This is a genomic window from Corallococcus macrosporus (genome assembly GCF_017302985.1).
GTDB lineage: Bacteria > Myxococcota > Myxococcia > Myxococcales > Myxococcaceae > Corallococcus > Corallococcus macrosporus_A.
Map to the genome: position 1 here is coordinate 470,032 of NZ_JAFIMU010000009.1, position 25,929 is coordinate 495,960.

At 71.4% G+C, this 25,929-nt stretch carries 21 protein-coding genes; 10 read left to right on the plus strand and 11 right to left on the minus strand.

The features are described 5' to 3' along the window. Positions 1 to 96 precede the first annotated feature (96 nt). The 4 genes from JYK02_RS29985 to JYK02_RS30000 all read right to left on the minus strand — a co-directional run bounded on the left by JYK02_RS29985 (position 97) and on the right by JYK02_RS30000 (position 3,715). A complete protein-coding gene (locus JYK02_RS29985) occupies positions 97 to 693 on the minus strand; it encodes an acyltransferase (protein ID WP_207056115.1) in 597 nt (198 codons plus the stop codon). Continuing rightward, positions 690 to 1,232: an acyltransferase gene (locus JYK02_RS29990; RefSeq protein ID WP_207056116.1), complete on the minus strand. Its 543-nt coding sequence runs from the start codon at positions 1,230 to 1,232 to the stop codon at positions 690 to 692. Before JYK02_RS29990 ends, JYK02_RS29985 begins: the two co-directional genes overlap by 4 nt. Before the next feature lie 3 nt (positions 1,233 to 1,235). Continuing rightward, positions 1,236 to 2,027, minus strand: coding sequence for a hypothetical protein (locus JYK02_RS29995; RefSeq protein WP_242589333.1), 792 nt, complete (start codon positions 2,025 to 2,027; stop codon positions 1,236 to 1,238). 197 nt (positions 2,028 to 2,224) lie between these two features. Beyond that, positions 2,225 to 3,715 carry a cyclic nucleotide-binding domain-containing protein gene (locus tag JYK02_RS30000; RefSeq protein WP_207056118.1) on the minus strand — a complete coding sequence of 497 codons (1,491 nt, stop codon included), beginning with the start codon at positions 3,713 to 3,715 and terminating at the stop codon, positions 2,225 to 2,227. A gap of 83 nt (positions 3,716 to 3,798) precedes the next feature. Here JYK02_RS30000 and holB point away from each other — a divergent pair, with 83 nt between their 5' ends. The 5 genes from holB to JYK02_RS30025 all read left to right on the plus strand — a co-directional run bounded on the left by holB (position 3,799) and on the right by JYK02_RS30025 (position 9,935). Further along, on the plus strand, positions 3,799 to 4,833 hold the full coding sequence (gene holB / locus JYK02_RS30005; protein WP_207056119.1) for a DNA polymerase III subunit delta': 1,035 nt from the start codon (positions 3,799 to 3,801) through the stop codon (positions 4,831 to 4,833). Then, positions 4,830 to 6,146, plus strand: a complete 1,317-nt coding sequence (gene holA, locus JYK02_RS30010; protein WP_207056120.1) for a DNA polymerase III subunit delta — start codon at positions 4,830 to 4,832, stop codon at positions 6,144 to 6,146. The genes holB and holA overlap by 4 nt, the downstream gene beginning before the upstream one ends. Before the next feature lie 25 nt (positions 6,147 to 6,171). Beyond that, entirely contained in the window at positions 6,172 to 6,621 is a 450-nt protein-coding gene (locus tag JYK02_RS30015; RefSeq protein ID WP_207056122.1) for a hypothetical protein, read from the plus strand. Between the two features lie 337 nt (positions 6,622 to 6,958). Continuing rightward, positions 6,959 to 8,857 carry a M4 family metallopeptidase gene (locus tag JYK02_RS30020; RefSeq protein WP_207056124.1) on the plus strand — a complete coding sequence of 633 codons (1,899 nt, stop codon included), beginning with the start codon at positions 6,959 to 6,961 and terminating at the stop codon, positions 8,855 to 8,857. 190 nt (positions 8,858 to 9,047) lie between these two features. Continuing rightward, entirely contained in the window at positions 9,048 to 9,935 is an 888-nt protein-coding gene (locus JYK02_RS30025; RefSeq protein WP_207056125.1) for a patatin-like phospholipase family protein, read from the plus strand. 14 nt (positions 9,936 to 9,949) lie between these two features. Here JYK02_RS30025 and JYK02_RS30030 read toward each other — a convergent pair whose 3' ends face one another. Then, complete coding sequence (locus tag JYK02_RS30030; protein WP_207056127.1) at positions 9,950 to 10,744, minus strand: NRDE family protein; 795 nt, start codon at positions 10,742 to 10,744, stop codon at positions 9,950 to 9,952. Positions 10,745 to 10,854: 110 nt separating this feature from the next. On the opposite strand from JYK02_RS30030, the gene metG reads away from it, so the two are divergent. The 3 genes from metG (at position 10,855) to JYK02_RS30045 (ending at position 14,812) form a co-directional block, all read left to right on the plus strand. Then, positions 10,855 to 12,984, plus strand: a complete 2,130-nt coding sequence (gene metG, locus JYK02_RS30035; protein WP_207056129.1) for a methionine--tRNA ligase — start codon at positions 10,855 to 10,857, stop codon at positions 12,982 to 12,984. Between the two features lie 80 nt (positions 12,985 to 13,064). Next, positions 13,065 to 14,039 carry a HEAT repeat domain-containing protein gene (locus tag JYK02_RS30040; RefSeq protein WP_207056131.1) on the plus strand — a complete coding sequence of 325 codons (975 nt, stop codon included), beginning with the start codon at positions 13,065 to 13,067 and terminating at the stop codon, positions 14,037 to 14,039. Beyond that, a complete protein-coding gene (locus JYK02_RS30045; protein WP_207056133.1) occupies positions 14,036 to 14,812 on the plus strand; it encodes a TatD family hydrolase in 777 nt (258 codons plus the stop codon). Before JYK02_RS30040 ends, JYK02_RS30045 begins: the two co-directional genes overlap by 4 nt. Here the strand turns inward: JYK02_RS30045 and JYK02_RS30050 are convergent. The 5 genes from JYK02_RS30050 to JYK02_RS30070 all read right to left on the minus strand — a co-directional run bounded on the left by JYK02_RS30050 (position 14,799) and on the right by JYK02_RS30070 (position 21,638). Next, positions 14,799 to 16,763, minus strand: coding sequence for an HD domain-containing phosphohydrolase (locus tag JYK02_RS30050; RefSeq protein WP_207056135.1), 1,965 nt, complete (start codon positions 16,761 to 16,763; stop codon positions 14,799 to 14,801). The two genes, JYK02_RS30045 and JYK02_RS30050, sit on opposite strands and share 14 nt — an antisense overlap. Before the next feature lie 5 nt (positions 16,764 to 16,768). Further along, positions 16,769 to 18,301, minus strand: a complete 1,533-nt coding sequence (locus tag JYK02_RS30055) for an OB-fold nucleic acid binding domain-containing protein (protein ID WP_207056137.1) — start codon at positions 18,299 to 18,301, stop codon at positions 16,769 to 16,771. Positions 18,302 to 18,355: 54 nt separating this feature from the next. Then, positions 18,356 to 19,495 carry a class I SAM-dependent rRNA methyltransferase gene (locus JYK02_RS30060; RefSeq protein ID WP_207056351.1) on the minus strand — a complete coding sequence of 380 codons (1,140 nt, stop codon included), beginning with the start codon at positions 19,493 to 19,495 and terminating at the stop codon, positions 18,356 to 18,358. Between the two features lie 129 nt (positions 19,496 to 19,624). Beyond that, complete coding sequence (locus tag JYK02_RS30065; RefSeq protein WP_207056138.1) at positions 19,625 to 19,996, minus strand: hypothetical protein; 372 nt, start codon at positions 19,994 to 19,996, stop codon at positions 19,625 to 19,627. A 46-nt stretch (positions 19,997 to 20,042) separates the two neighbouring features. Next, a complete protein-coding gene (locus JYK02_RS30070; RefSeq protein ID WP_207056141.1) occupies positions 20,043 to 21,638 on the minus strand; it encodes an NAD(P)/FAD-dependent oxidoreductase in 1,596 nt (531 codons plus the stop codon). A gap of 329 nt (positions 21,639 to 21,967) precedes the next feature. Here JYK02_RS30070 and JYK02_RS30075 point away from each other — a divergent pair, with 329 nt between their 5' ends. After that, the gene (locus tag JYK02_RS30075; protein ID WP_207056142.1) at positions 21,968 to 22,183 is read left to right on the plus strand and encodes a hypothetical protein; all 216 of its coding nucleotides are present in this window, start codon (positions 21,968 to 21,970) and stop codon (positions 22,181 to 22,183) included. Positions 22,184 to 22,302: 119 nt separating this feature from the next. On the opposite strand, the gene JYK02_RS30080 is transcribed toward JYK02_RS30075, so the two are convergent. Then, on the minus strand, positions 22,303 to 22,947 hold the full coding sequence (locus JYK02_RS30080; protein ID WP_207056144.1) for a diacylglycerol kinase: 645 nt from the start codon (positions 22,945 to 22,947) through the stop codon (positions 22,303 to 22,305). A gap of 80 nt (positions 22,948 to 23,027) precedes the next feature. Between JYK02_RS30080 and JYK02_RS30085 the strand changes: the two genes are divergently transcribed. Further along, positions 23,028 to 25,907, plus strand: coding sequence for an N-acetylmuramoyl-L-alanine amidase (locus JYK02_RS30085; protein WP_207056146.1), 2,880 nt, complete (start codon positions 23,028 to 23,030; stop codon positions 25,905 to 25,907). Positions 25,908 to 25,929 lie beyond the last annotated feature (22 nt).

The window sequence follows — 25,929 nt, forward strand, 5'->3', positions numbered from 1 at the left end:
GTCCTGTCTTTCGAAGCGGGGTGTGGAAGGGGCGATGCGGAAAAAACGCGCCCGGCGCTTTTTGCTGAGCGCCGGGCGAAAAGAAGCGCGAGCGTGTCAGGTGCCCGTGGCGTCGCGGGACACCAGGTCCAGGCTCATGCTGCGCGCCGGGTTGCCCATGGCGAGCGAGTCCGGGGGCACGTCCTGTGAAACGATGCTGCCCGCGGACACCACCGACCGCGCGCCGATGCGCACGCCCGGCAGGAGGATGGCGCCGTGCGCCACCCAGACGTCGTCCTCGATGATGATGGGGGCGATGCGCTGGCCGTCCCGGTCGCTCACGCGCACGAAGGACGCGAACATGCACCGGGCGCCAATCTGCACCGACTCCCAGGCCTCCACGGACGCGCCGTAGTTGAACTGGGTCTCGTCGCCCACCAGCAGCCGCGCGTGCTCGTAGCAGACCACCGACGTGGGCAGCATGCCGCCCAGGAACGTCAGCTTGTCGCCGAACTCCGCGTGGCCGTCGTTGCGCGCGGCCACCGGGCCATACGCCGCCACGTCCCGGCCGGTGCGGAAGGCGCGGAACAGCCAGCGCGCCCGAGCGACGGCCATCATGCGCTCGGCGCGGGGGAACACCTCCGTGCGCACCATCTGTACGCCCGCGCGCGCCAACTGGAGCGCCTCCTCGCGGGAGGGAAGGGCGGGCTTCATCGCGCCACCTCGCGGCGCAGCACGCGGGCCGGAGAGCCGCCCACCGTCACGCCCGGCGGAATGCGGCGGGAGATGACCGTGCCGGAGGCCACGTTCGCGCCCTTCTGCAGGTGCGCGCCCGGCAGCAGGATGGAGCGGCTGCCCACCGTGACGCCTTCCTCCACCACCAGCGGCACCGACCGCGGCCGCTCGTGCCGGTTGCCGCGGACCGGGTGATACATGTTGTCCATCAGCTTGCACCACATGCCCAGGCGGCTGCGCGCGCCCAGCGTCACCAGCGACTGCGCTTCGATGGAGCTGCCTCCCTCGATGGTCACGTCGTCTTCAATCACGATGCGTCCCCCCCGCTGCGCGTGCAGCTCGATGGGCGCCATCCGCGCGTCGAACAGCACGCGGTCGCCGATCTGGATCTCCCCCCCGCCGTGAATCCAGACACGGCCCCAGACGGTGGGGGTGGCACCCACGGCCTCACAGCGCCGCAACTTCAAACGCGCGACCGTCGGCCCCAGGCCGAGCATCATCATCAGCGGGACGCGCATGGCTCAGGGACCGGCCTTCGCGGAAGCGGGCGCCTCCGGCATGGCGGCCAGGAAGGCGAGGAGCGCGGAGGCCACGCGCGCCTGGCCCTGCGCGTTCAGGTGGCCGCCGTCATCCGAGTACGCCGGCGCCATCGCGGGATACGCGCGGCCGTTGACCTCGTACGTCTCGCGGGTGCCGTCCTCCTGGGTCGACTCCAGCGCCGCCAGGTCGAACAGCGGCTCCTTGCCGCCATAGGTCTGCCGCATCAGCGCGTTGAAGGCCTCGCGCGACACGTTCTCCCCGACGCCGAAGACGGGGCGCCCGCGCAGCTCGTTGAACCATGCCTTCGCCCCGCGCTGCACCGTGGTCAGCGGCGCGGTGACGTGCACGAAGGTGACGCCCGGGTGGCGCGACTTCAGCCCCGCGAGCGTGGTGCGGTACTTCTCGAAGAGGGCCTTCGCGTCGGTGCTGGAGGTGAAGTCGATGTAGCAGAACTTCATCAGCGCCACGTCCACCTGCTTCGCGATGCCGCCGTCCAAGAGCCGCTCGAAGTGCGCGAGCTTCGTCTCCGGCTGCTCGTTCTGGCCCACGAACGCGTGCGCCAGCGTGCCCTGGGGAATCGTCGCGCTCGCGTCCTTCACCTCCACGATGGTGGGCAGCGGCGAACGCCCCAGGCCGCGCACGCCGTCCAGGATGTTGCCGCCCACCGACTGGTGGCCAAAGAAGATGCGGTGCTGGGACAGCCGGTCCAGGACCGGGAGCGCGGCGTCTGGCTTTGCCTGTTCCGTGGCCGCCGCGCTCTGGGGCAGGGCCATCAGCAGCGCGCCTGGGAGGAGCAGGGCGCCTAATCGCGCGGGAAAGCCACGAATGACTTGCATATGTGAACCTTTAGACCTTTCAGGCTCCGAGCGTCAAAGCCCCTGGCGGGGTGGCTGGATGCATGCCTCCCAGGCCGCCTCGGACTTCAGGACAGAGGGTCGCGGCGGCCCCGGCGCTGACTCGGGGAAAACCGCTACTCGTGCGTCAGGCCGAAGAGGGCCCGCAGCCTTCCAAGGATGCGGCCCGCCTCGGGCGAGTGGTCCGGTCCGCCGCCCGCGGCCTGGGCCACGGCGCGCAGCTGGGTGCGGCGCTGGGCGAGGAGCGCGGAGAGTTGCCGGGCAAGTCCCGGATAGTCGGAGAACAGGCGCGCGAAGGTGGGCCGGTCCAGCTCCAGCAGCACGGAGTCCTCCAGCGCCACGACGGTGGCGGCGCGGCGCTCGCCGGTGAGCAGCGACATCTCCCCGATGTAGTGGCCCGGCCCCAGCCGGGTGATTTCCGACTGGAGCGTGCCGGCGCGCACGCTGACCTCGCCGGAGGCCACGACGTAGAAGGTCCCGCCCTCGTCGCCCTCCTGGATGATGCGCTCGTTGCGGCCGAAGCGGCGCACCACCACCTCGCACCGCAGGCGCTCCAGCTCCTCCGCGCCCAGCGGCGCGAAGAGGTCCACCTGGCGCAGCAGGTCGCGCACCGTCTCGTCGGCCAGCTCCCGGCGGCGGTGGGCCGAGTCGCGGCGCAGGGTGACGGTGCGCTGGGCGTGGGGCAGCTCCAGGCCTTCGCGGCGCAGCCGGTACCACAGCCGCGTGTGCAGCTCCTCGCGCACGGAGTCCGACAGCGCGAAGTCGTTGAGGAAGACGCGGATCATGTACTGCGCGTTGGAGTCGGTGAAGGCCACCGTGCGCGCGAGCGGCGGCGGCTGCACCAGCACCTGGGGAATCTCCCGCGCCACGTCCAGCAGCGCCTGCTTCACCTGGTTGGGCGGCGCGTCCAGCGACACGCCAATCTGCATCTCGATGCCCACGGGCTCGCGGTGCTGGGTGAAGTTCTTCACGTGCTCCTTGCCCACCATGCTGTTGGGCAGGGTGATGACCTCGCGCCGGAAGTTGGCGATGCGGATGGAGCGCCACCCGATGTGCACCACCCGTCCGGTGTGCTCGCCAATGCGGATGAAGTCGCCCACCTCGAAGGGCCGGTCCAATTGCAGCGACAGGCCCGCGAAGAGGTTGCCCAGCGTCTCCTGGAGCGCCAGACCGATGACCACCGTCAGCACCGCGGACGTGGCCACCAGCCCCGCCAGGTCCAGGTTGAGCTGGCTCTGGAGGATGGGGACGGTGGCGAGCGCGTACAGCGTGAAGTCGATGACGTCGCGGAGGATTTTGGGCGTCGTCACCGGCGAGCGCAGCCGCACCAGCTTCAGCGCGAACGCCACCCCGGCCCGGATGACGCCGTAGGCGAACGTGAGCATCCAGCCCACGTTCACGAACTTGAGCAGGCCCGGCGGCGTGGTGGCCTCCGGCAGGAAGCGCGCCGCCAGCCGCAGCACCAGGAAGGCGAGCAGCATCCGGACCGCGCCGCGCAGGTCGTCGCGCAGGTCCGGGTCCCGCGTGGTGCGCTGGATGCTCAGCAGGAGCACCGTCAGGACGGAGCCCGCCAGCAGGGGGAGGTGGCCTTCGAGGAAGTTCAACACGTCCGACGAATCAGACCGGCCGCGCGCGCACGGGTCAAGGTGGCGGTTGACGGGTGCCCTCCGAGCGGAGATACACGCCCCCCATGACGCTTGCCTCGGTGCAGGGACAGCCCCGCGCGATGGATGCGCTCCAGTCCGCCCTGCGGTCTGGCTCGGTGCATCACGCCTACCTGTTCGCCGGGCCGGAGGGGGTGGGCAAGGAGCTGGCCGCGGTGGGGCTGGCCCAGGCCCTCACGTGCCCGGAGGCCCCGGAGGTGGGCTGCGGCAAGTGCACCAGCTGCGTGCGCATCACCAAGGGCCTGCACCCGGACGTCACCTGGGTGATGCCGGACGACGAGCGCGTGTCGCGCGGACTCGCCGGCCGCTCCGACTTCACCGGCACGCCCAGCCGTGAACTTCGCGTGGAGCAGATCCGGCAGCTCCAGGAGCGCCTGGCGCTGCGCGGCCTTGAATCCAAGCGCAAGGTGGCCATCCTGGTCAGCGCGGAGCAGATGAACGTCCAGGCGCAGAACGCGTTCCTCAAGACGCTGGAGGAGCCGCCCGCGGAGACCACCCTCATCCTGGTGGCGAGCGCCATGGACCGGCTGCTGCCCACCATCCGCAGCCGGTGCAGCAAGGTGTACTTCGGTCCGCTGCCGGTGGACCTGGTCGCACGGCACGTGCAACAGGAGCGCAAGCTGGACGCGGACACCGCCGCCCTGGCCGCGGTGATGTCCGGGGGCAGCCTGGGCCGCGCGCTCGCGCTGGACGTGGACGCGCTGAAGGAGCGCAAGGACGTCCTCACCGCCTTCGAAGCCCTGAACGGCGACGACATCCCGGCCCTGCTGCGCTTCGCGGAGGCCCACGGCGGCTCGCGCGAGGACGCGGACACGGCGCTGGAGCTGCTCATCCTGTGGACGCGGGACGTGTCGCTCGCGAAGGCGGGGGCCGGGGACGCGATGGCGAACCGGGACCTGAAGGCCCTGGCGGAAGCCGCGGCGAAGCGCACGTCGGAGGCGCAGCTGCACCGGCGGCACACGCTGCTGGAGTCCGCGCGCACGGCCATCGGCTCGCGCAACGGCGCGCCCCGGCTTCAACTGGAGCGGCTGCTCATCGAACTGTGCGTGGAGGGCCGATGAGCGCGGACATGGACGAGGTGCTGGCGGAGGTGAAGGGCGGCAAGGTGTGGCCGCTGTACCTCCTGTGGGGCGAGGAGTTCCTGGTCCGCAAGGGCGCCGACGAGCTGGTGAAGACGCTGGTGCCGGACGCGGCCATGGGGCTCAACCTCGTGGTGCTGGACGCGGCCTCCCCGCGCGAGGTGGCGCAGGAGCTGGCCACGATGCCGCTGTTCCCCGGGCGCAAGGTGGTGCTGGTGCGCGACCCGGAGTTCCTCGCGCCCAAGAAGGGCAAGGGCGACGCGCTGGCCAAGGCGCGCGACGCGTGGAAGGCGGGCAAGCGCAAGGAGGGCGCCCGGCGGCTGCTGGCGCTGGCGGGCCGCGCGGGCTGGGGCGTGGATCAGCTGGACCCCCGCACGCCCGGCGCACCCACGGTGGAGCAGTGGAAGGACGAGCTGAACGTGGACCTGGCGGAGGCCGACCTGGCCTTCCTCCAGGAGGCGGCGGCCTTCTGCCGGGACGAGCGCATCAGCGCGCCGGAAGGGGACGCGTCCGCGCTGCTGGAGCTGCTCCAGAAGGGCGTGCCGCCGGGACACGCGCTGGTGCTGGCGGCCACGGACGTGGACTCGCGCAGCCCGCTGCTCAAGTTCGCGCAGGACAAGGGCCGCCTCTTCGAGCGCAAGGTGGCCGCGCGCCACAAGGACCTGGACCTCAGCGAGATCGCCAAGGAGTTCCTCGTCCCCTTCAAGAAGAAGCTGGGGCCGGGCGCGCTGGAGGGACTGAAGGAGCGCATCGGCGGCAACATCCGGCTGCTCCAGTCGGAGCTGGAGAAGCTGGCCGTGTACTCGGAGGGGCCCACCATCGAGGCCCAGCACGTGGCGCTGCTGGTGCACCACGCGCGCGAGGAGGAGTTCTTCGAGCTGACGGAGGCGCTCCAGAAGCGCGAGCTGCGAGACGCGCTCTCCTACGCCGAGGACGCGATGGGGCAGGGCACGCACGCGCTGCAGTTGCTGGGCGCGGTGGCGTCCATCGTCCGCTCGCTGCTGGAGAACCACGCCTGGCTGGAGAAGTACGCCGGAGGCCAGCCCCCGCGCACCGGCCGTGACGTGGAGGCGCGCATCCTCCCGAAGCTGGAGCTGGAGCTGAAGGGCACCAAGCGCAAGCTGCCCAACGCATGGGCGCTCGCGTTCGGCATGCAGGCCGCCGCGCGCTACGAGCGCCGCGAGCTGCTCAACGCCCTGGTGGCGTGCGCGGACGCGGACCTGGCCCTGAAGTCCTCCGCCAGCGGGAAGCTCGTCATCGAACGGCTGTTGTGGACGGTGTGCACCCGCGCCTGAAGAGGCCCGGGCTGAAGGAGCCGCCATGGCGGACAAGCGACGCTTCGACCTCTTCGCGGACCTGCTCGTCACGCGCTTTCCCCAGGCCCAACGCGTCTATGACGTCGCTGGCGGGATGGGGAAGCTGAACGAGTCCCTCACCCAGCGCGGGCGCACCGTCACCACCTTCGACCTGCGCCACAAGCACCTGCCCGTGCGCTACGCCCAGCGGCCCTTCACGCTGGAGGAGCCGTGCGAGGCGGAGCTCGTCGTGGGCATGCACCCGGACGGCGCCACGCGGATCATCATCGAGTACGCCGCGCGCCACGGGCTGGGCTTCGCCGTCGTCCCTTGCTGCTCCGACAATGGGATGCCCTACAAACCGTGGATGCGGCACCTGGCCGACGTGGCCCGCGACGCCGGCTTCACCACGGTGGAGGAAGCCGAGCTCCCCATGGACGGCCGCGCGCGGGTGCTGCTCGGCGTGTGGCGCTGACGCACGCCGCGCGAATTCGCGGTCTTGTTTTGCTCACCAAGAAAAAGCCGCCAACCTGGGATTGCCTGAATAGAGGACACACCCGGCGTAAACTGTCACCGTTCAGGACAGGGGCCCGCGAGCGACGGAATCCCCAGTCAGAACGGGTGCTTGTGCCAGACGTGTAACGACAGCTTCCACATTACAGAAGATGAACTGGGCGCTGATGTGCCAGCCGCTTTTCTGCGGGTTCCATTACTACAAGGTATTTCGCGGGCTTAATGAGTTGGCCTGAAGAATGCTGAAAGGAGCGCTGCCCCGGCGACCACCCCCTTTGCGCCGGGCAGGAGGCAGTACCTTGGTTCGCACCCGTTTCGTTTCAGCCCTGCTGGCCTTCCCCCTCGTCGCTTGCGGCGTCGGTGAGATGGACTCCAACACGCAGGACGGTCAGCAGAAGCCGGATGAAGTCGCCGAAGTGCAGAACGCCCTGAGCGTGATTCCGGGCGCCCAGATTGTCGGCAGCAACGAGGATGGGACGCCGCACACCATCCAGGGCCGCCTGGGCCAGGCGGATCGTCCCCTGACGGGCTTCGCCGCCGCGGACGTGCACACGGCCATCGCCGGGTCGCTGCCCTCCATCGCCTCGCTGTTCCGCCTGAGCGCCTCGGACCTCCAGGTCCGCCGCATCTCCGTGGACGAGCAGGGCACGTCGCACATCCGCTACGCGCAGACGCTGAACGGTCTGCCGGTGGTGGGCGAGGAACTGGTGGTGCACGTGGACCGCTCCGGCGCCATCTATGGCGCGAACGGCTCCGCCCGCTCCGGTGGCTCCCTGTCCGCGCGTCCGGTGGTCGCCGCGGAGGCGGCCAAGACGGCGGCGCTGCGCGACACGCAGGGCACGCGCCTGGCCGCGGACGGCGCGCGCCTGGTGTACGTGAAGTCCGAGCAGGACGGGCGCCTGCACCTGGCCTACGAGGTGAAGGTCACGGGCGAGAGCTCGCTCATGCCGCTGCGCGACCGCGTCTATGTGGACGCGAACACCGGCGCCACGCTGCTGCGCGTGCCGGAGATCCACACGGCGCTCAACCGCAAGGTCTACAGCGCGAACAACGGCACCAGCACCCCGGGCACGCTCAAGCGCAGCGAGGGCGGCGCGGCCACCGGTGACTCGCACGTCGACACCAACTACAACATGCTGGGCTACACCTACGACTGTTACAAGGTGCTGTTCAACCGCGACTCGCTGAACAACGCGGGCACGGCGCTCATCAGCACGGTGCACTACAGCACCAACTACGTGAACGCCTACTGGGACGGCACCCAGATGGTGTACGGCGACGGCGACGGCGTGAACTCCATCGAGCTGGGCAAGGACGCGGACGTCACCGTCCACGAGCTGACCCACGCGGTGACGGAGAACGAGTCCAACCTCACGTACTCCGGTCAGTCCGGCGGCCTCAACGAGGCGATGTCCGACACCTTCGGCGCCATCTGCGAGAGCCGCGTCAACAGCTGGAGCACCGCGGCGGCCATCTGGATGGTGGGCGAGGACGTCTGGACGCCGGGCACGGCGAACGACGCCCTGCGCTACATGGACGACCCGGCGAAGGACGGCGTGTCCAAGGACTGGGCGGCCAACGTCACGTCCAGCACGGACGTGCACTACAGCTCCGGCGTGCCGAACCTGGCGTTCGCGCTGCTCTCCAAGGGTGGCGTGCACCCGCGCGGCCGCAGCACCATCAACGTGCCGGCCATCGGCGTCGAGAAGGCCGCCCGCATCTGGTACTACGCCAACACCAACCTCTTCACGGCGAGCACCACGTTCGCGCAGGCGAAGACCTGGACCGTCCAGGCCGCCGCGGCGCTGGGCTATGACGCCGCCACGCAAGCTGCCGTGACGGCCGCCTGGGAAGCGGTGGGCGTGGGTGGCACGACCCAGCCGACCACCTGCATCGCGCTGACCAACGGCGTCGCGAAGACGGGCCTGTCCGGCGCGACCAGCTCCAACACGATGTACTGCATCGACCTGCCGGCCGCGAAGGCGTCCAGCTACGTCATGAGCGGCGGCACGGGCGACGCGGACATGTACATCAAGTTCGGTTCCGCCCCGACGACCTCGTCCTACGACTGCCGTCCGTACCTGTCCGGCAACAACGAGTCGTGCAGCGCGGCGGCGAAGACCGCGTCGGGCAAGATGTACATCATGCTGCGCGGCTACTCCTCGTACAGCGGCGTGTCCCTCAAGGCCACGTACTAGTCCCTCGCGCGGGTCCGGCGTGAGTCCACGCCGGGCCTCGTGAAGGTCACCTTCCGCCTCCGGGGCTCCTGTCCCGGGGGCGGTCGTGTTTTGTGGGCGTGCCTCGGGAGCCAGGCGGCCGGGCGGGCCGAGGGGACCGGCCGCACGGGAACGGGGTAGGGTGCCTCCGACTTCGCGCACGGGAGGACGCATGGGGCGGCGGCTGGGGTGGGTGTTGCTGGTGCTGGTGGCTTCAGGGGCGCTGTCGTGCCACCGGAGCACGCGGGCTTCACGCACCTGCGTGGTGTTGTCGGTGGGCGGCACCAAGGGGCTCGCGCACCTGGGCGCGCTGGATGCGCTGGTGGCCCGGGGCGTCCCCATCGACTGCGTGGTGGGCAACAGCATGGGCGCGGTGGTGGGCGGCCTCTATGCGTCCGCGCCCGGGGACAACCTGCGCCAGCGCTACCGGGCCTTCTTCGCGGCCTATGAAGACGAGACGCGCAAGACGACCGCGGCGCGCGGCGCGGTGGGCGCGGCCGTGGGCCTGCTGGCGGTGCTGCTCTCGGGCGGCGCGCTGGGGCCGGCCGTGGCGGCGGGAGCGCTGGGCGCGGCGAGCGGCGCGGCGTCCGTGCCGAGCTTGAGCCACGAGCGCTTCACCCACGTGCTGGAGCGCTTCTACGGGGGCGCGCGGGTGGAGGACCTGCCCGTGCCCTTCGTCACCTTCCACCAGGCGCCCCTGGACGGCGGCATCCGGCTGGTGACCGTGACGCGCGGCCCGCTGTCGGAGGCCGTCGCCGCGAGCGCCGCCAACCCGCTCCTGTTCGAGGACGCATCGCTGGAGCGCATCGATCCGGGCGCGGACCGCGTGTCCGCCACGCCCGTCCATGACGCGTGTCAGCTGTTCCCGGGCGCAAGGCTCATCGCCATCAACGTCACGGGCGAGCCGGCCTTTTACCGCTCCGACCTGGGCTGCGACGTGCGGGAGGTCCGCGTGGACGTGGCCATGCCCCCGCCAGAGGCCTTCACCGGGAGGGGCCCCGCCTTCGAGGCCACCTACGACGCGGGCCACGACGCGGTGATGCGGGCGCGGCTGGACTGACGGATCAGGCCTCTTCAGGGCGCCGTGAGCAGGCCGGTGACGTCCCGCCAGCCGCCCTGACAGGGGGCGATGTCCGTGGCCAGGTAGTGCCCCACGCGGCCGGGCCCGAGCGCGACGATGGCGGACGAGCGCGTCCCGTAGCCCTCCGTGTGGATGCACAGGGCCTGGAGCTGCTGGAGGAAGTCCGCGGGCAGGTCGTTCTCCGCGAGCACCCCCGTCGCGGCCTCCCGGGGCGGCAGGGCATGGTCCGCCAGGGCGGCCTGGAGCCCCGTCACCAGCTCCGGCCACGGGCGCTTCGCCGCGCCTTCGGCCAGCGCGTGCGCCCGCCGCACCTTGGGCAGCGCCAGGTTGTCCAGGCTGTCGTTGGGGAGCACGTGGACGCCGGGCGGGACGTCCTCGTGCAGCAGGTGGGCGTGGCCGGGCCGCGCGTAGGCCACCCGCAGGGTTCGGGCGTCCCCGTAGAGCAGGTTGAAGGGCAGGAACTCCGGGGCGGGCAGGGTGCCGAGGTAGCGCTCGATGGCCTCCACCGAGCCCGCCTGCAGGGCCCGGAGCACCACCTCGCCCCGGGAGCGGGGGGCCAGGCCCAGGCTCCGGGCGCCGCGCTGGTTCGTCAGGGCCACGACGACTCCCTCGTGGGTGACCCCCATCCACGTGCCGCCGCGCTCCACGTCCTGGCCGCCCACCACGCGTGGGGACTCGGAGAGGACCTTCGGCCCGTGGGCCGGGCGCGCGTACAGCTCATCCCGGTTGGCGGCGAGGACCAGCGGCCACTCGGGATGGACATTCCGGAGGATGAGCACGGTGCACATGGCGTCTGGTCGATAACATCCACCTTCGTGCCATGCACCTGCCTGGGTGCATGTTCGCGATGACCTCGTTCCCCCGAGCGGTTATGGTCCGCCGCCCTCAGGAGAGTCCCATGGCGGAGAGAATCCTCGTCACCAGCGCCCTTCCGTACGCGAACGGCGCCGTCCACCTCGGCCACGCCGTCGAGTACATCCAGACGGACATCTACGTCCGCTTCCTGCGCTCGTGCGGCCAGGACGTCGTCTACTTCTGCGCGGACGACACCCACGGCACGCCCATTGAAATCAACGCCGCGAAGCAGGGCATCCCGCCGGAGCAGTTCGTCGCGCGCTTCCACGACGAGCACCAGCGCGACTTCCGCGACCTGGACGTCCGCTTCGACTACTTCCACTCCACCAACTCGCCGGAGAACCGCCACTACGCGGAGCTCATCTACGGGCGCTTGAAGGACGCGGGCGACATCGACCGCCGCGACATCGAGCAGACCTACTGCGAGAAGGACAAGCGCTTCCTGCCGGACCGCTTCATCCGCGGCACCTGTCCCAACTGCAAGTCGGCGGATCAGTACGGCGACGCGTGTGAGAAGTGCGGCAAGACGTACAACCCCACGGACCTCATCGAGCCGAAGTGCGCGCTGTGCGGCACTCCGCCGGTGCGCCGCAACTCCGTGCACCTGTTCTTCAAGCTGTCGCGCCACGCGGACTTCCTCCAGGAAGTGCTCAAGCGCCCCGGCTTCATCCACCCCGGCCTCGCCGCCCAGCTCCAGGGCTTCTTCGAGAAGGGCCTGGCGGACTGGGACATCAGCCGTGACGGCCCGTACTTCGGCTTCGCCATTCCGGGTGAGACGGACAAGTTCTTCTACGTCTGGCTGGACGCGCCCATCGGGTACATCGCCACGACAGAGAAGTGGGCCAAGGAGTCCGGCCGCTTCCCGGACGCGCTCGCGTACTGGGGCAAGGACGCGCCCACGCGCATCGTCCACTTCATCGGCAAGGACATCGTCTACTTCCACGCGCTGTTCTGGCCCGCGGTGCTGAACGTCGCGGGGTTCCACATCCCCAGCGAGATCAAGGTCCACGGGCACCTGACGGTGAACGGGGAGAAGATGAGCAAGAGCCGCGGCACCATGGTGGCCGCGCGTGACTACCTGGACCTCCTGGACCCCAGCTACCTGCGCTACTTCTACGCGGCCAACCTGGGCGCGGGCGTGGAGGACCTGGACCTCAACCTCAAGGACTTCCGCCTGCGGGTGAACGGCGAGCTCGTCAACAACGTGGGCAACCTGGCCAACCGCGCGCTGTCGCTCCTGGCCGGGCCGCTGGAGAAGAAGCTCGCGCCGGGCCGCGCGGAAGGGGCGGGGCGCAAGCTGGTGGAGGACGCGCTGGCGCGCGTGCCGGAGGTGCGCGAGGCGTTCGAGAAGCTGGAGTACCGCAACGCCATCAAGGTCATCACGGAGATCGCCTCCACCGCGAACGCGTTCCTGCAGACGGCCGCGCCGTGGGCGCTGGTGAAGAAGGACGTGGAGGCCGCGCGCGCGGACCTGTCGGACGCGGCGGACGTGGCCTACCTGGTGGGCGCGCTGCTGGCGCCGGTGACGCCGCGCGTGTCGGAGAAGCTGTTCGCGCAGCTGGGGGCGGAGCCGCTGACGTTCCAGGCGCTGGCCACCGCGAAGTACCCGCTGCTGGACCGCACCCGTCCGCTGGGCACGCCGGAGCCGCTGCTGCCCCGGCTGGAGGAGGAGCGCGTCAACGCCATCATCAAGGTCCCCGCGGGGACGCCGGCCGCCGAGCCCGCGAAGGCCGGTGGCAAGGACAAGAAGACGGAGAAGAAGCCCGTGGAAGCGAAGACTCCCGAAGCGGCACCCACGACGCAGGCCTCCCCTGGCGCGGGGGCGGCGGAAGGCGCGCCCGCGGCCGACATCGAGTACGCGGACTTCGCCAAGGTGGTGCTGAAGGCGGGGCGCATCGTGGCCGCGGAGAAGGTGAAGAACGCGGACAAGCTGCTCAAGCTGGACGTGGACCTGGGCGAGGGCACGCCGCGCACCATCGTGTCCGGCATCGCGGAGGCGTACCCGGCTCCGGAGGCGCTGGCGGGCCGGCGCGTGGTGGTGGTGGCGAACCTCAAGCCGCGCAAGCTCAAGGGCATCGAGTCGCGCGGCATGCTCCTGACGGCGGGCTCGGGTGGCAAGGACCTGTCCCTGCTGGAGCCGGGCGACGTGCCGCCCGGCGCCGACGTGAAGTAGCGCCAGACTCAATGTCTGGCGGTGGCATCAAGGACACGCCGGGTGGCACTGCCGCCACCCGGCGAGCGAGGTGACGAGACGTGGCGGACTGGCGAGCCGAGCGGGACCGCGCCCTGTTGACCCTGGAGCGTGAGAAGCGTCCGGCGAGCCGGGCGGAGGCGGCGGACCTGCTGTTCCAGCTGGCCTCCGAGGAGTCCGCGCACGCCGAGGAGTTCGCGGACGTGCTGGTGCGCCTGCTCGGGGACGCGCAGCCGGAGGTGCGCCGCTCGGGCGTGAGCCTCGCGTCCGTCATCCTGCCGCCGGAGCAGCTGCCGGACATGCTCCTGCCCCGGCTGCGCGACGAGGACACCCGCGTGCGCCTGGAGGCCACCGGGCGGCTGGCGGACCTGGCGCTGCCGCACGCGCGCGGGGCCCTGGCCGGGATGCTGGAGGACCCGACCCCCGAGGTCCGCTTCGAGGCCGCGCGAGGCATCGCCTCCCTCAAGCACCCGGCGGGCCTGGACATCCTCGTGGCCGCGCTGGACGTGGACACGCTGCGCTTCCGGGCGCTGGGGGCGCTGGCGGAGCTGGAGGACGCGCGCGCGCTGCCGGCGGTGAAGCGCCTCTTCGGCAAGTGGCTGCTCCCCGCGTTCGACAAGACGCAGGCCGCGGGCGTGCTGCTGAAGCTGGGAGACCCGGAGGGCGCGGACTGGCTGATGCAGCGCACGCGCAAGAAGTGGAGCGCGGACCGGGCGCTCGCGGTGGAGCTGTGCGGCGAGCTGAAGGTCCCCGGCGCGCTGGAGCGGCTGAAGGACATCCTCGCGGACGCGAAGGACCCGTGCCGGGGCGCCGCCGCGCGCGGGCTGGGGCGGTTGGGGGATGCCCGGGCGCTGCCCTGGCTGCTCGCCGTGCTGGAGGACCGGAGCGCGCCGGAGGACGACCGGCTGGACGCGGCGGACGGCGTCTGGCGGCTGGGCGTGGCGGAGGGGGTGGAGCGCCTGCGCGCCGCCGTGCCCACCTTCGCCTCGGAAGAGGCACGCACGGAATTGGAAGAGCTGTTTCGGGAGAGCCCATGAAACTGGTTGATGCGCACTGCCACCTGGAGCCGAAGGACTACGCGGACGTGGCGCCGGTGCTGGAGCGCGCCCGCGCGGCGGGGCTGGTGCACGCGGTGCTGGTGGGGCAGTTCCACGGCCCCGGAGACTGGGGCCACGCGCTGGAGGTCGCCGCCCGGCACCCGGACTTCCTGTCGCCCACGCTGGGCATCCACCCGCACGAGGCCGCCCGCGCCACCGAAGCCGACTTCGAGATGCTGGAGCGCACCTGCGCGCGCCCTGAGCTGCGCGCCGTGGGCGAGGCCGGGCTGGACTACTACTACGACCACTCGCCGCGCGAGGTGCAGGCCACCGTCTTCCGGCGGCAGTGCGCGCTCGCGAAGCGCCTGGCCAAGCCGCTGGTGGTGCACGTGCGCGACGCGCATGACGACTGCGAGGCGGCCCTGGCGGCGGAGGAGGTCACGAACGGCGTCATCCACTGCTTCACCGGCGACACGGCCGCGGCCCGCAGGTACCTGGACCGGGGCTTCTACATCTCGCTGTCGGGCGTGGTGACGTACAAGAAGACGGAGGCCCTCCAGGAAGCGGTGCGCTTCGCGCCGCTGGAGCGCCTGATGGTGGAGACGGACAGCCCCTTCCTCGCGCCCGTGCCCCACCGCGGCCGCAAGAACGAGCCCGCGCACGTGCTGGAGACGGCGAAGAAGGTGGCGGAGCTGAAGGGCGTGTCGCTGGAAGAGGTGGCCCGCGTCACCACCGCGAACGCGGCCCGCCTCTTCAACCTCACCCTGGCGTGAGCGCGTTGGCCAGGGCCTCCAGGTCCTGGTCCAGCTGCGGCATGTCCAGGAGCAGCGCGTCCGGGTCGTAGACGAAGTCCGCCTGCTTCATCTTCAGCAGGGCCTGCAGCGCGGGCTCTCCCGCGTGGCCGCCGAACGCCGCGTGCACCACGCGCCCGCGCTCCAGGTACAGCGAGCCCTCCAGCGTGTGGTGCCGCAGCTGGAGCTTCCCGCTCTTCTTGCCGCCACCCAGCGTGCGCAACAGCTCCTTCGGGGGCAGCTCGTCGAAGCTGCCGCGCACCACCCGGCCCGGGCCGTTGTGCTGCACGCGGTCCTGGAAGAGGGACAGCACCGAGCGGGCCACCTCCGCCTTGTCGCTGGGGGACAGCACCGCCGTCGCGCCCGCCATGAGCAGCCGCTCGCGCGCCTGGGCATCCGGCTCGCCGACGACGGCGATGGGCAGGCCCGCGCTCTCCGGCGTGGCGCGCACGGCCTCCAGCAGGTCCATCACCTCCTGCTGGCCCAGCCGCAGACTCACCACCAGCACGTCGCAGTCCTGCCGCGCCAGGCCGTCCAGCGCGCCGTCCAGCGTGGACAGCGCGTGCGCCACCAGCTCCTGCTTGAGCACCGCCTCCAGCAGCTCGCCGCGCGTGGCCTCGTCCGGCTCCGCGATGAGCACCTGCCGGCCCTCGCTGGCCAGCCGGTGCACCAGCAGCGCCCCGCTCTGGAGCTGACCGACGATGTCCGCCACCACCGGGTCGTAGAGCACGCCCGCGTGCTGCTTGAGGTGCTCCAGCGCCTGCTGCTTCGTGAAGACGCGGCCGTGCGCGTTGCCCGGGTTCTTGGTCAGCTCCAGGAAGCTGTCCACCGCCGCCAGGATGCGCGCGCCCAGGGTGATGTCCTCGCCCTTGGCGCCCTGGGGCGTGCCGGAGCCGTCCCAGGCCTCGTACAGCTGCGCGAGGATGGTGTTCACCTGCGCGGGCAGGTGCACCGTTTCGAAGAGCTTCGTGGGCGCGCGGCAGCACGCCTTCGCCTGGGCCTTCCATTCGGCGTTGGCCGCGTTGCTCGCCAGCGAGTAGTGCCGCTCCGGCGGCTTGCCCAGGTCGTGCAGGTACGCGGCGATGGACAGCGCCGCCAGCTCCTTGTGGGGCATGCCCATGCGCTGGCCGACGATGCCCGCCTGCCGCGCCAGCTGCGCGGAGTGTCCCCGATGCCGGGGCCGGTCCTGTTCCAGCAGGCCCACCATCAGGCTCAGCGTCTCCACGTAGTCCGTGTCGCTGATGAGCCCGCGCGGGCCGCCGGGTTCGCGCCGCTGCGTGGAGACGCGCGCCACGTTGGTGCCGCTGCCGGCGCGCAGCCGCATCCGCGCGTCCGTCTCCAGCCGCATGCTCCGGCTGGTGGGGCTCCTGCCCACGGAGGTGGCGCTGCGCCCCGGCTCCGTGCCCACGTGCGTGTGGGAGGGCATGTCCGGACGGCGGGGGCCGTTGCCAGCGCTGGGGCCCTCCAGCAGCGTGGTGAACGCCGTGGGGTCGCCGTAGTAGTGCTTGCGGATGGCCGCGGAGATGGCGCTGCGCAGGCCGATGTACGCGTAGACCTCCGACATGCCGGTGACGAGGGCAATCTCGTCGAGCAGTGACTTGTTCTGCGGCTCGGCGGCCACCACCGACAGCAGCTTGCGCTCCGGATCGATGGCCAGCGGGAGCACGTTCTGCGCTTCCGCCAGCCGCACCGGCAGCTTGTCCAGCACCTTCGTGTCGATGCGCGCCTTGGCCAGCTTGTCCGCGGTGACGAAGCGGGTCTGGAACTCGTTGGCCAGGAGCCGCAGCAGCGCGGCCTCCTGGAGCAGGCCCAGCTCCACCAGACAGTCCCCCAGCTTGTGGCCGGTGATCTTCTGGTGCTCCAGACCCTGCTCCACGGCCCCGGGGGTCACGAGGCCGGCCTCAATCAACCGCTCTCCCAGCCGCTTCGCCATGGACTTCAGCCCTCCGAGGAGCCACCACCCTCACCACCGGACTTCGCGGGCGCGGACGGCGCCAGCGCGCTGAACGGCTTGAAGGTCAGCTCGCCGGGCAGGCTCTTGGGGTCGCGCGGCGGACGGTCCTCGCGCGGCGGACGCGGCGGGCGCTCCTCGCGGGGGCCGCGGTCCTCGCGGGGCGGACGGTCCTCGCGCGGCGGACGCTCGGCGCGGGGCTCGCGCGGGGGCCGCGGCGGACGCTCCGGACGGGCCTCCTGGGTGGCGGGGGCGGAAGAGCCCTCGCCGGACTGCGCGGGCGGGCCCTTGTCGGCGCGCGCCTTGCGCTTCTCCTCGCGGTGCTTGCGACGGCCGCCCTCCACCGGGGCCCGGCCGCGGCCGGTGGGCACGAAGCCCTTCCAGAGCGAGCGGTCGTACGCGCGCAGGTGATCCGTCCAGCGCTCGTTCGGATCGCGCTGCATGGCCTCCACCCACGCGGAGATGCGCGCGTCGAGCGAGCTGAGCGTGTCGACGATCTGCGCCTCCAGCGTCACCGGCACCTTCGCGCCGGGAGCGCCGGACGCGCCCTGCTGGGAGATCGCCAGGTGCGTCAGGTGCTGCTCCAGGAGCGGCGGGAAGCCCGGGATGCCCAGGGTCTTCTCGCGGATCTTCTGCGCCGCCAGCACCGCGTGGCCCACCAGCCGGCCCTCGTCGGAGGTGTCGAAGCCCTTGTCGGACGCGCCGTCGCCGCCCTTCATCACGTCGTGCAGGAACGCGCCGGCCAGCAGCAGGTCACGGTCCGCCATGGGGTAGTGGTCCGACACGCGCAGCGTCAGGCGCATCACCGACAGGACGTGCTCGGCCAGACCGCCGCGCCACGCGTGGTGCACGCCCTTGGCCGCGGGGGCCACCGGCAGCGCCGTGGACACCTGCGCGTCGTCCAGGAAGGCGAGCAACAGCTGCTTCACGAACGGGTCGTTGACGCGCTCGGTGATGAGCTCGCGGATCTGCCCCACCGCGCGCGGTCCACCGCCGCCCTCGTTGCGCTCGGGCTTGCCGTCGCCGGACTTCGCGTCGCCGGACTTCGCTTCGCCAGCCTTGGACTCGTTGGACTTCGCCTCGGCCGCGGGCTTGCCGTCGCCGGACTTGGACTCGTTGGCCTTCGCCTCGGCGGGCGGGGCGGGGGGCGGCTCGAACTCCTTGGGGTCGAGCGGTTCCGGATCCAGCCGCTCCACGGCCTCCACGACGACCTGGGTGCGGCCGTGGAAGACGATGACGCTGCCCTGCACGAGGACGTAGTCACCGTTCTGGAAGACGGGTTCGAGCGCGTCCACCTTGTCGAACACGCGCGCGTCCACCGTGCCGCTCTTGTCGGCCAGGGACAGCGACAGGAACACCTTGCCGCTGCGCGCGTTCACCTTCTCCTTCTTGGTGACGCGGAAGACGGTGTTGACGCGGTCCTTCTCGCGCAGGTCCGCCGCGTACACCTTGCGGACGGTCTCGACGGAAGCCTCCGGGGTGGAAGTGGTCGCGGCCTGGGACTCGTTTTCGGTTGTCATCGCGGCGCGGACACTAACACCGAGGAGGCCCGTCGAGGGCGAAACAACACGCGCTCAGCTCACCTCCAGCGCCACCGCCTCCAGGTACTCGGCCCCCGGGGAGCCGACCGGCGCCGGGTGGTCCGGAGGCAATCCCATCCGTACCAGCCGGAATGCGATGCGCGCCTCCTGCTCGCAGGCCGTGGCCACGCACTCCGTGAACGAACCCAGCCCCAGCGGTGGGTGATAACCGACCACCAGGAGCCGCCCCCCATGGCGGGTGCGCCTCAGGCCCAGGCGCACCTGTTCGATGAAGTCCTCCTCGGAGGCCACGCCCACCGTGTCCAGCAGCACCAGGTCGAAGGTGTCCTTGAGGGCCCGGAGCACGGCCAGCGGCTCGCCCTGTTCCACCGTCACCCGGCCGAGCAGACCGTTGGCCTCCGCGTTCTCGCGCGCCAGGTCCGCCGCGTCCGCGTTGCCGTCGAAGGCCAATATCTGCTTCGCCCCGTGGCGCCCCGCGTGGACGAAGAGGCCGCCCACGTTGCACGCCACGTCCAGCACGCGGTCCCCGTTGCCGGTGCGCCCCAGGAAGCGGCGCAGCTCGCGGTGGTCGTACCCGTAGCCCGTGCCCTTGCCGTAGGTGAGGTCCACGGTGAAGCGCGCGCCCATCTCCAGCAGGCGGCACCAGCGCGGCGGCGTGCCGTACATCACGTGCGGGCGCTGCGCGGGCAGGCCCAGGGCCTTGCGCCGGAGCGTGTCGTTGCGCAGCAGCACGGAGGCCGCCCCGGTCACCTCTCCCAGCGTGCGGGTGATCTCCTCCTGCCGCGCGTCCATGGAGCGGGTCAGCGTCTGGACGACGAAGTGCTGATCATACCGGTCCACGATGAGGCCCGGCAGCCCGTCCCCGTCGTCGTTGACGATGCGGCAGAAGCGCGGGTCGTCCACCAGCCGGCCGCGCCGCTCGAAGGCGTGGCGCACGTGGCGGGGGATGAGCCCTTCGACGGACTCGTCCGGCAGGCCCAGGCGGCGCACGGCGTAGGAGGCCTGGAGGTCCACGTCCCCCAGGCCCAACAGCTGCCCGTCCTCGTCCTTGAGCTGCATGGGCGTGCCCGGCTGCGGCTCACCCTCGATGGAGACGATGTCCTCGCGGCGCAGCCAGGGCGCGCCATGGCGAAGCTTGCGAGCGGCTTCTCGGGACAGGTAGGTGCTGAGCAAGGTGCGGTCCTCCTCCAGCGCGATGGACGGCACCCGTCGCGGGGTGCCTCCCACCAAACATGGGCCGTGTGGGGCCTGCTGGCGGCGAGGGCCGTGCCGCTGCCCTGGAGGGCAGGGGAGGGAGCGTCGCTACATGACCGGCGGTGGCCGCTTGTAGGCCTTGAAGGTCACCCGCGTGAGCAGTCCGCTGACCACCAGGGCCAGCGCGATGCCCATGATCCGGACGTTCCAGCTCGTGCCGGTGAACAGCAGCACCAGCGCGAGCAGGCCCACCGCCACCGCGCCCACCACCGTGAGCGTCTGGGCACGCCTGGTCGTGCCCCCGGCCTGGGGCTTCGCCCGGGCGAGCACCGGCAGCGAGGACGCCTTGCGCCACTTCTCCGCGCCGTCCTCGCGCACCTCGTCGTCCGGGTCCACCAGCCCCTGCACGTAGGCGCGCTCGATGTCGCCCAGCGAGGGGAACATCAGCTCACCATCCGGGGTGCGCACGCGATACGCCATGGGTCCATCCCTCCCAGGTCACCCTCGCCCGGAAGGGGAGGGGACCTCAAGCCAGCTCGGTGGCAATCTGCTCAGCGGCGCGCAGTCCATCAATGGCGGAGGACACGATCCCCCCCGCGTAGCCGCAGCCCTCGCCCACCGGGTACAGGCCGCGCATGGACACGGACTGCAGGTCGTCACCCCGGGTGATGCGCACCGGCGAGGACGTCCGGCTCTCGATGCCGATGAGCTTCCCCTCGTCGCTGATGAAGCCCTTCATCTTCCGGTCGAAGGTGCGCAGCGCCGCCTTGATGGACTGGGTCAGCCGCTCCGGGAAGAGCTTGTTCAGGTCCGTGTGCGCCAGGCCCGGGCGGTAGCTGGTGTCGCCCGGGTCCTTCTTCACGCGGCCGGCCAGGTAGTCCGGGATGGTCTGCGCGGGCGCATAGAAGCGGCCACCGCCCAGCTTGTACGCCTCCGACTCCCAGTGCCGCTGGAACTCCAGGCCCGCCAGCGGCCCGTGGAAGCCCTCGCGCGCGAAGTCCGCGACGGACACCGACACGACGATGCCCGCGTTGGCGTACTTCGCGTTGCGCCGCGAGTTGCTCATGCCGTTGGTGCACTGCAGCCCCTCTTCCGTGGGCGTGGGCACCACGATGCCGCCGGGGCACATGCAGAACGAGTAGACGCCGCGCACCTCGCCGTCCACGTCCAGGTTCTCCGCCAGCTTGTAGTCCGCGGGCGGCAGCTTCGAGTGCTTCGCCGCGGAGCCGTACTGGATGCCGTTGATGAGCGCCTGCGGGTGCTCCGCGCGGAAGCCCAGCGCGAAGGGCTTGGCCTCGACGCTCACGCGGCCGTCGGCGGCGAAGCGCTCGTACAGCTCACGCGCGGAGTTGCCCGGCGCCAGGATGACGCGGTCGCTCTCCAGCGTGCGTCCGTCCGCCATCTTCACGCCCGCGATGCGGCCGTCGCGGTAGAGCAGGTCCTCCACGCGCTGCTCGAAGTACACCTGGCAGCCGCCCGCGATGAGCTCCTCGCGCAGCTTCGCCACGGCGCCCGGCAGCAGGTCCGAGCCGATGTGCGGCTTGCCCTCGATGAGGATGTGATCCGGCGCGCCATACTTCGCGAAGGCTTCAATCACCTTGCGCACCATGGGGTGGTTGATGCGCGTGGACAGCTTGCCGTCCGTGTACGCGCCGGCGCCGCCCTCGCCGAAGTTCATGTTGCTCTCGCGGTCCAGCGACCCGTCGCGCATGAGCTTCGCCACGTCCTTGCGGCGCGTGACGACCTCCTTGCCGCGCTCCAGCAGGATGCTGCGCACGCCGCGCTCCAGCAGGCCCAGCGCGCAGAACAACCCCGCGGGTCCGGTGCCGATGATGAGCGGCAGCTTCTCCGGCTCCTTCACGCGCGGCGGCAGCTCCGGCGCGGGCGGGGCCTCGCTCACGTCCGGGGGCAGCCGGGGCGCCTTGCGGCCCGGGGCCAGCTCCACCTCCAGCGTGTAGATGTAACGCGGGCTGCCCTTCTTGCGCGCATCCAGCACCGAGCGCACCACCCGCACGGAGGCGAGGTCACTCCGGGTGACGCCCAGCTTCTCCGCGGCGCGCTGGCCGAGCAGCTCCTCCGGCTCGTCCAGCCACAGCCCGATGTTGTTCACCCGGTACGCCATTGTGTTCTGACTCCTCGATGGGGGCGCGTATGTGCTCCACCCCCCGGAGGGAATGCAAGCACTTGAAAAGACGGGACCGCCTTTGGCGGGGCCTGGGGTGGGTGCGTACCCGCTGATGCACCCGGCGCCGGCCTCCGGGCGGGTAGGACATCCGGGTGCGTAAGCCCCTTCGCACCTTCCACGTTCCGTGCCGTCAAGTTCCGGGCTTTAACCCCTGAGGAACGCTGAAGAATCCGTTTGGAAGAGAACGACTGGCACGGAGGTTGAAGACCGGACTCCCAAGCAGACGTGGCGCCCAGCACGCGGCGCCGAATCCGGAGGCAATTCCCGTGAGCACCGACCAGAAGGGCACCCGCATCCTCGCGCGCACGTTTTTCAACCAGCTGCGCGCAAGCGGTTACACGCCGCACCAGGTCATCGGCATCGCCACGGAGTTGCTGGAGCTCGTGACGACCGACCTGAAGGAAGGCGACAAGGCGGCCGCCGCCGTCGCCCAGACGACCCCGGCCTCGGACGCCGGGGCGGGCTTTCAGCAGCGCGCGTAGCCCTTTAGAATCCACGGCATCAACCCTCCGCGGGTGTGCGGGCTCCGGACTGGCTCCGGGCGCCCCACCCGCGAGGTGGCGGGGGCAAACCCTACAAAGTGGCGTCGAGCTCCGGCCCTTCAGGGCTGCGGATGTCGCCTGCGCTCGCGGGCGGCCGCGGCGGCGATGACGAGCAGCGCGGCGGTGAGCGCGGTGAAGACGAGGCTCGCGGAGGTGGGCGCCGTCAGCGCGAGCAGCCCCATGGCCAGCAGGAACGCGAGCACGTCCACGGCGGCGGGCCGGGGCTGGGGCAGCACCAGCACCGTGGCGCAGCCGGCCAGCGGCAGGCCCAGCGCGACCTGCCGGAAGATGGCGTCGGTGCTGGTGCGCACCGTCTCCCAGTAGTTGATCAGGATGGCGGCGAAGATGACGACGGTGCCGCCCGCGAGCACGAGCACGCCCGCGGCCGCTGCGTCCTTGGTGAGCCGGGCCTTCTCATCGAACTGCTGCACGGCCAGGTCCACCAGCTGCTCCAGCGCGCTGTTGAGGATTTCGGCGAAGAAGATGAGCAGCACGCAGAAGATGAGCGTCACCTTCTCCGCGAGCCCCAGCGGGATGCCGCTGCCCACCAGCCCCACCAGCACGCCGGAGATGAGGTGGATGCGCATGTTGCGCTGCCAGGCCACGGTGTGGATGAGGCCCGCCCACGCATGTCCGAACGAGGCGAACAGCCCGTTGCTGCGGCGGGAGGGAAACTGGGGACGGGAGGGTGCAGGAACGGTCATCGGAAGGTGAAGGGGTGGGCAGGCTAGCACCCACAGGTCCGATTGAAGCGGGGGAGTGAACGGGTAAGGTCGGCCGCGTGATGCGAACGTTCCTTCCGTCCTGGTCGCGCACGCTGGCGCTGACCCTGCTGTTCACCTCCGTCCTCGCTCAAGCGCAGGACACCCCTGAAGCCTTCGAGGGAGACGACCTGGGGCTGGAGCCTCCGGGTGTTCAATACCTGCCAGCTCCGGCCCCCCGGGCCCACGAGCAGCGCCGCCTGTCGCCGGACGCGCCCGCGGTGGTGCGCCGTGAGGTCCGCGCCGGGAAGTCCAACGTGAAGTCAGCGGGCGTGCCGCAGACGCGACGGGGTGACGGTGCGCTGTCCGGCAAGGTCATCTACCTGAGCCCGGGCCACGGCTTCTATCGCGACGACAAGCTGAAGCGCTGGGCGACGCAGCGGCCCAACACCTGGGGCGTGGTGGAGGACTTCATCTCCGCGGAGGTGGTGTCGCAGGAGTTGCAGCCCCAGTTGATGGCGGCGGGCGCCACGGTGGTGACGGTGCGCGAGTCGGACCTGAACCCGCTGCTTGCCACGGTGGACAACGGCGGCACGGGCTACGTGGAGGGCGGGGACAGCGCGCGCTTCCACGCCTCCGCGCAGAAGGGCTGGGCCCCGCCGCCCGTGCCCATGGGCAACAACGTGGAGCCCTTCACCCTGGGCACCACGCGCACGCTGGACACGGCGGCCACCTCCAGCGCGAGGGCGACGTGGACCCCGGACGTGCCCGCGGACGCGGCCTACAACGTCTACGTCTCCTACGGCTCCGACCCCACGCGTGCGACGGACGCGCACTACGTGGTGAAGCACACGGGCGGCGAGAGCCACTTCCGCGTGAACCAGCAGCGCCACGGCGGCACGTGGGTGCTGCTGGGACGCTTCTACTTCAAGGCGGGCAAGCATCCGGAGTCGGGTGCGGTGGTGCTGGAGAACGATTCGGCGCAGGGCACGGGCGCGACGCTGTCCGTGGACGCGGTGCGGCTGGGCGGTGGACGCGGCCTGCTGGGTGACGCGGCGCAGGGACCGCTCTTGCGTCCGCGCTTCGAGGAGAGCGGGCGCTACCACGTGCAGTACAGCGGGGCGCCCTTCAGCGTGTACGCGCCGTCGGGGGGCAACGCCCTGTCCAACGAGCGCAACGCGGACGTGACGTCCCGGCCGCGCTTCGCCGCGTGGCTGCACGAGGAGGGCGAGGACGCCGTCTACGTCGCGTGGCACACCAACGCGGGCACGACCGGCACGGTGCGGGGCACGGAGGCCTACGTCTACGGGCCGCACCCGGTGGACGGCACGCTCAACTTCACGGGCGTGGCGGGCAGCGACGTGCTGGGCCGGGCGCTCCTGGCGCAGATTGACACGGACCTCAAGCGCGAGGTGGATCCGGCCTGGCGCGTGCGCGGCCTGCGCTCGGGGAACCTGGGCGAGGTGAACCCCACGCACAACCCGGAGACGCCCGCCGTGCTCCTGGAGATGGCGTATCACGACAACACGACGGACGCGGGGAACCTCAAGGAGGCCCGCTTCCGCCACGTGGCCGCGCGCGCCATCGTGCAGGGGTTGATCAAGTACTTCGCGACCCGGGACGGCGCGGCGGTGCACCTGCCGCCGGAGACGCCGGGTGCGGTGGCCGCGCGCAACGCGACGACGGGCGCGGTGGAGGTGAAGTGGACGGCGCCCCCGCAGGTCGCCCTGGAGGAGGGCCGCGACGCGCCCACGGGCTACCGGCTCTACCAGAGCGCGGACGGCTTCGGCTGGGACGAGGGCACGGAAGTCCAGGGCACGTCGGCCACCGTCAGCCTGGCGGCCGGTACGCTGCGCTACTTCCGCGTCGCCGCGGTGAACGCGGGCGGTGAGTCCTTCCCGTCCGCCACGGTGGGCGTGCGCGTGGGAGACACGCCGCCGGTGCTGCTGGTGAACGCGTACGAGCGGCTGGACGCGACGGTCGCGTGCGGCGAGGAGCTGGAGACGCCGTACGACCTGGAGGCGCCGCTGCGCGTCTACCTGGAGGCGATGAACGACGGCAGCTACCTGCGCCAGCACGGCGCGGCGTTCGCGCAGGCGGCGGTGGCCTTCGACAGCGCAACGGGCAACGCGGTGGCGGCGGGGCTGGTGTCGCCCACGGGCTACCGGCTGGTGGACTGGTCCACCGGGCGCGGCGGGGTGGGGGGCGCGGGCCTGACGCGCACGGAGCAGGACACCCTGCGCGCGTTCGTCACCGGCGGCGGAAACCTCCTGCTGTCGGGCAGCCGCACGGTGTTCGCGCTGTCGCAGGGCAGCGCGGAGGACAAGGCGTTCCTCGCGGACATCCTCCGGGCGTCCTTCGGCGTCGGCTCGGTCCTGGGCCGGGTGGAGGGCTTCACGGGCGGCATCCTCCGCGACCTGCCGGCCACGCCGCTGGACGACGGGACGCTCGAGGCCTACCCCGTGGGGGTGACGGACGTCCTGCTGCCCACGACGCCGGGGACGGACGTGCTCCGCTACGTGAACGCGGGTCTGGGCGCGGCGGTCCTGTCCGGCACCGCGCCCGCGGGCCAGGTGCTGGTGCTGGGCTTCCCGTTCGAGGGCCTTGCGTCCAATCGCGAACGGTCGCGGCTGGTGGGCGAGTTCCTGGTGCGCTCGGGACTCCTGGCCCAGGCACCGGCACTGCCCACGGCGGACGTGACGCCCGCGGTGAGCCCCCGGCCACTGTCGTCCTGCGTGGCGGTGCGCGAGGTGGATCCGCATCCGGTGGTGCAGCCGCCTCCACCTCCGCCGCCGCCGGAACCGACGGTCGTTCCGGCGCTCCCGAGTGACTATTCCCCCAAGGGGGACAGCGGCTGCGGATGCGGGGCCGGGTCGGGAACGGCCTCCGGGCTCTGGGTGTTGGTCGGGGTGATTGTTCAGCTCCGGCGTGCGCGCTCGAAAGCGGCCCACGCGAAGCGTTGACTCGGCGGGGGCGCCTGCCTAC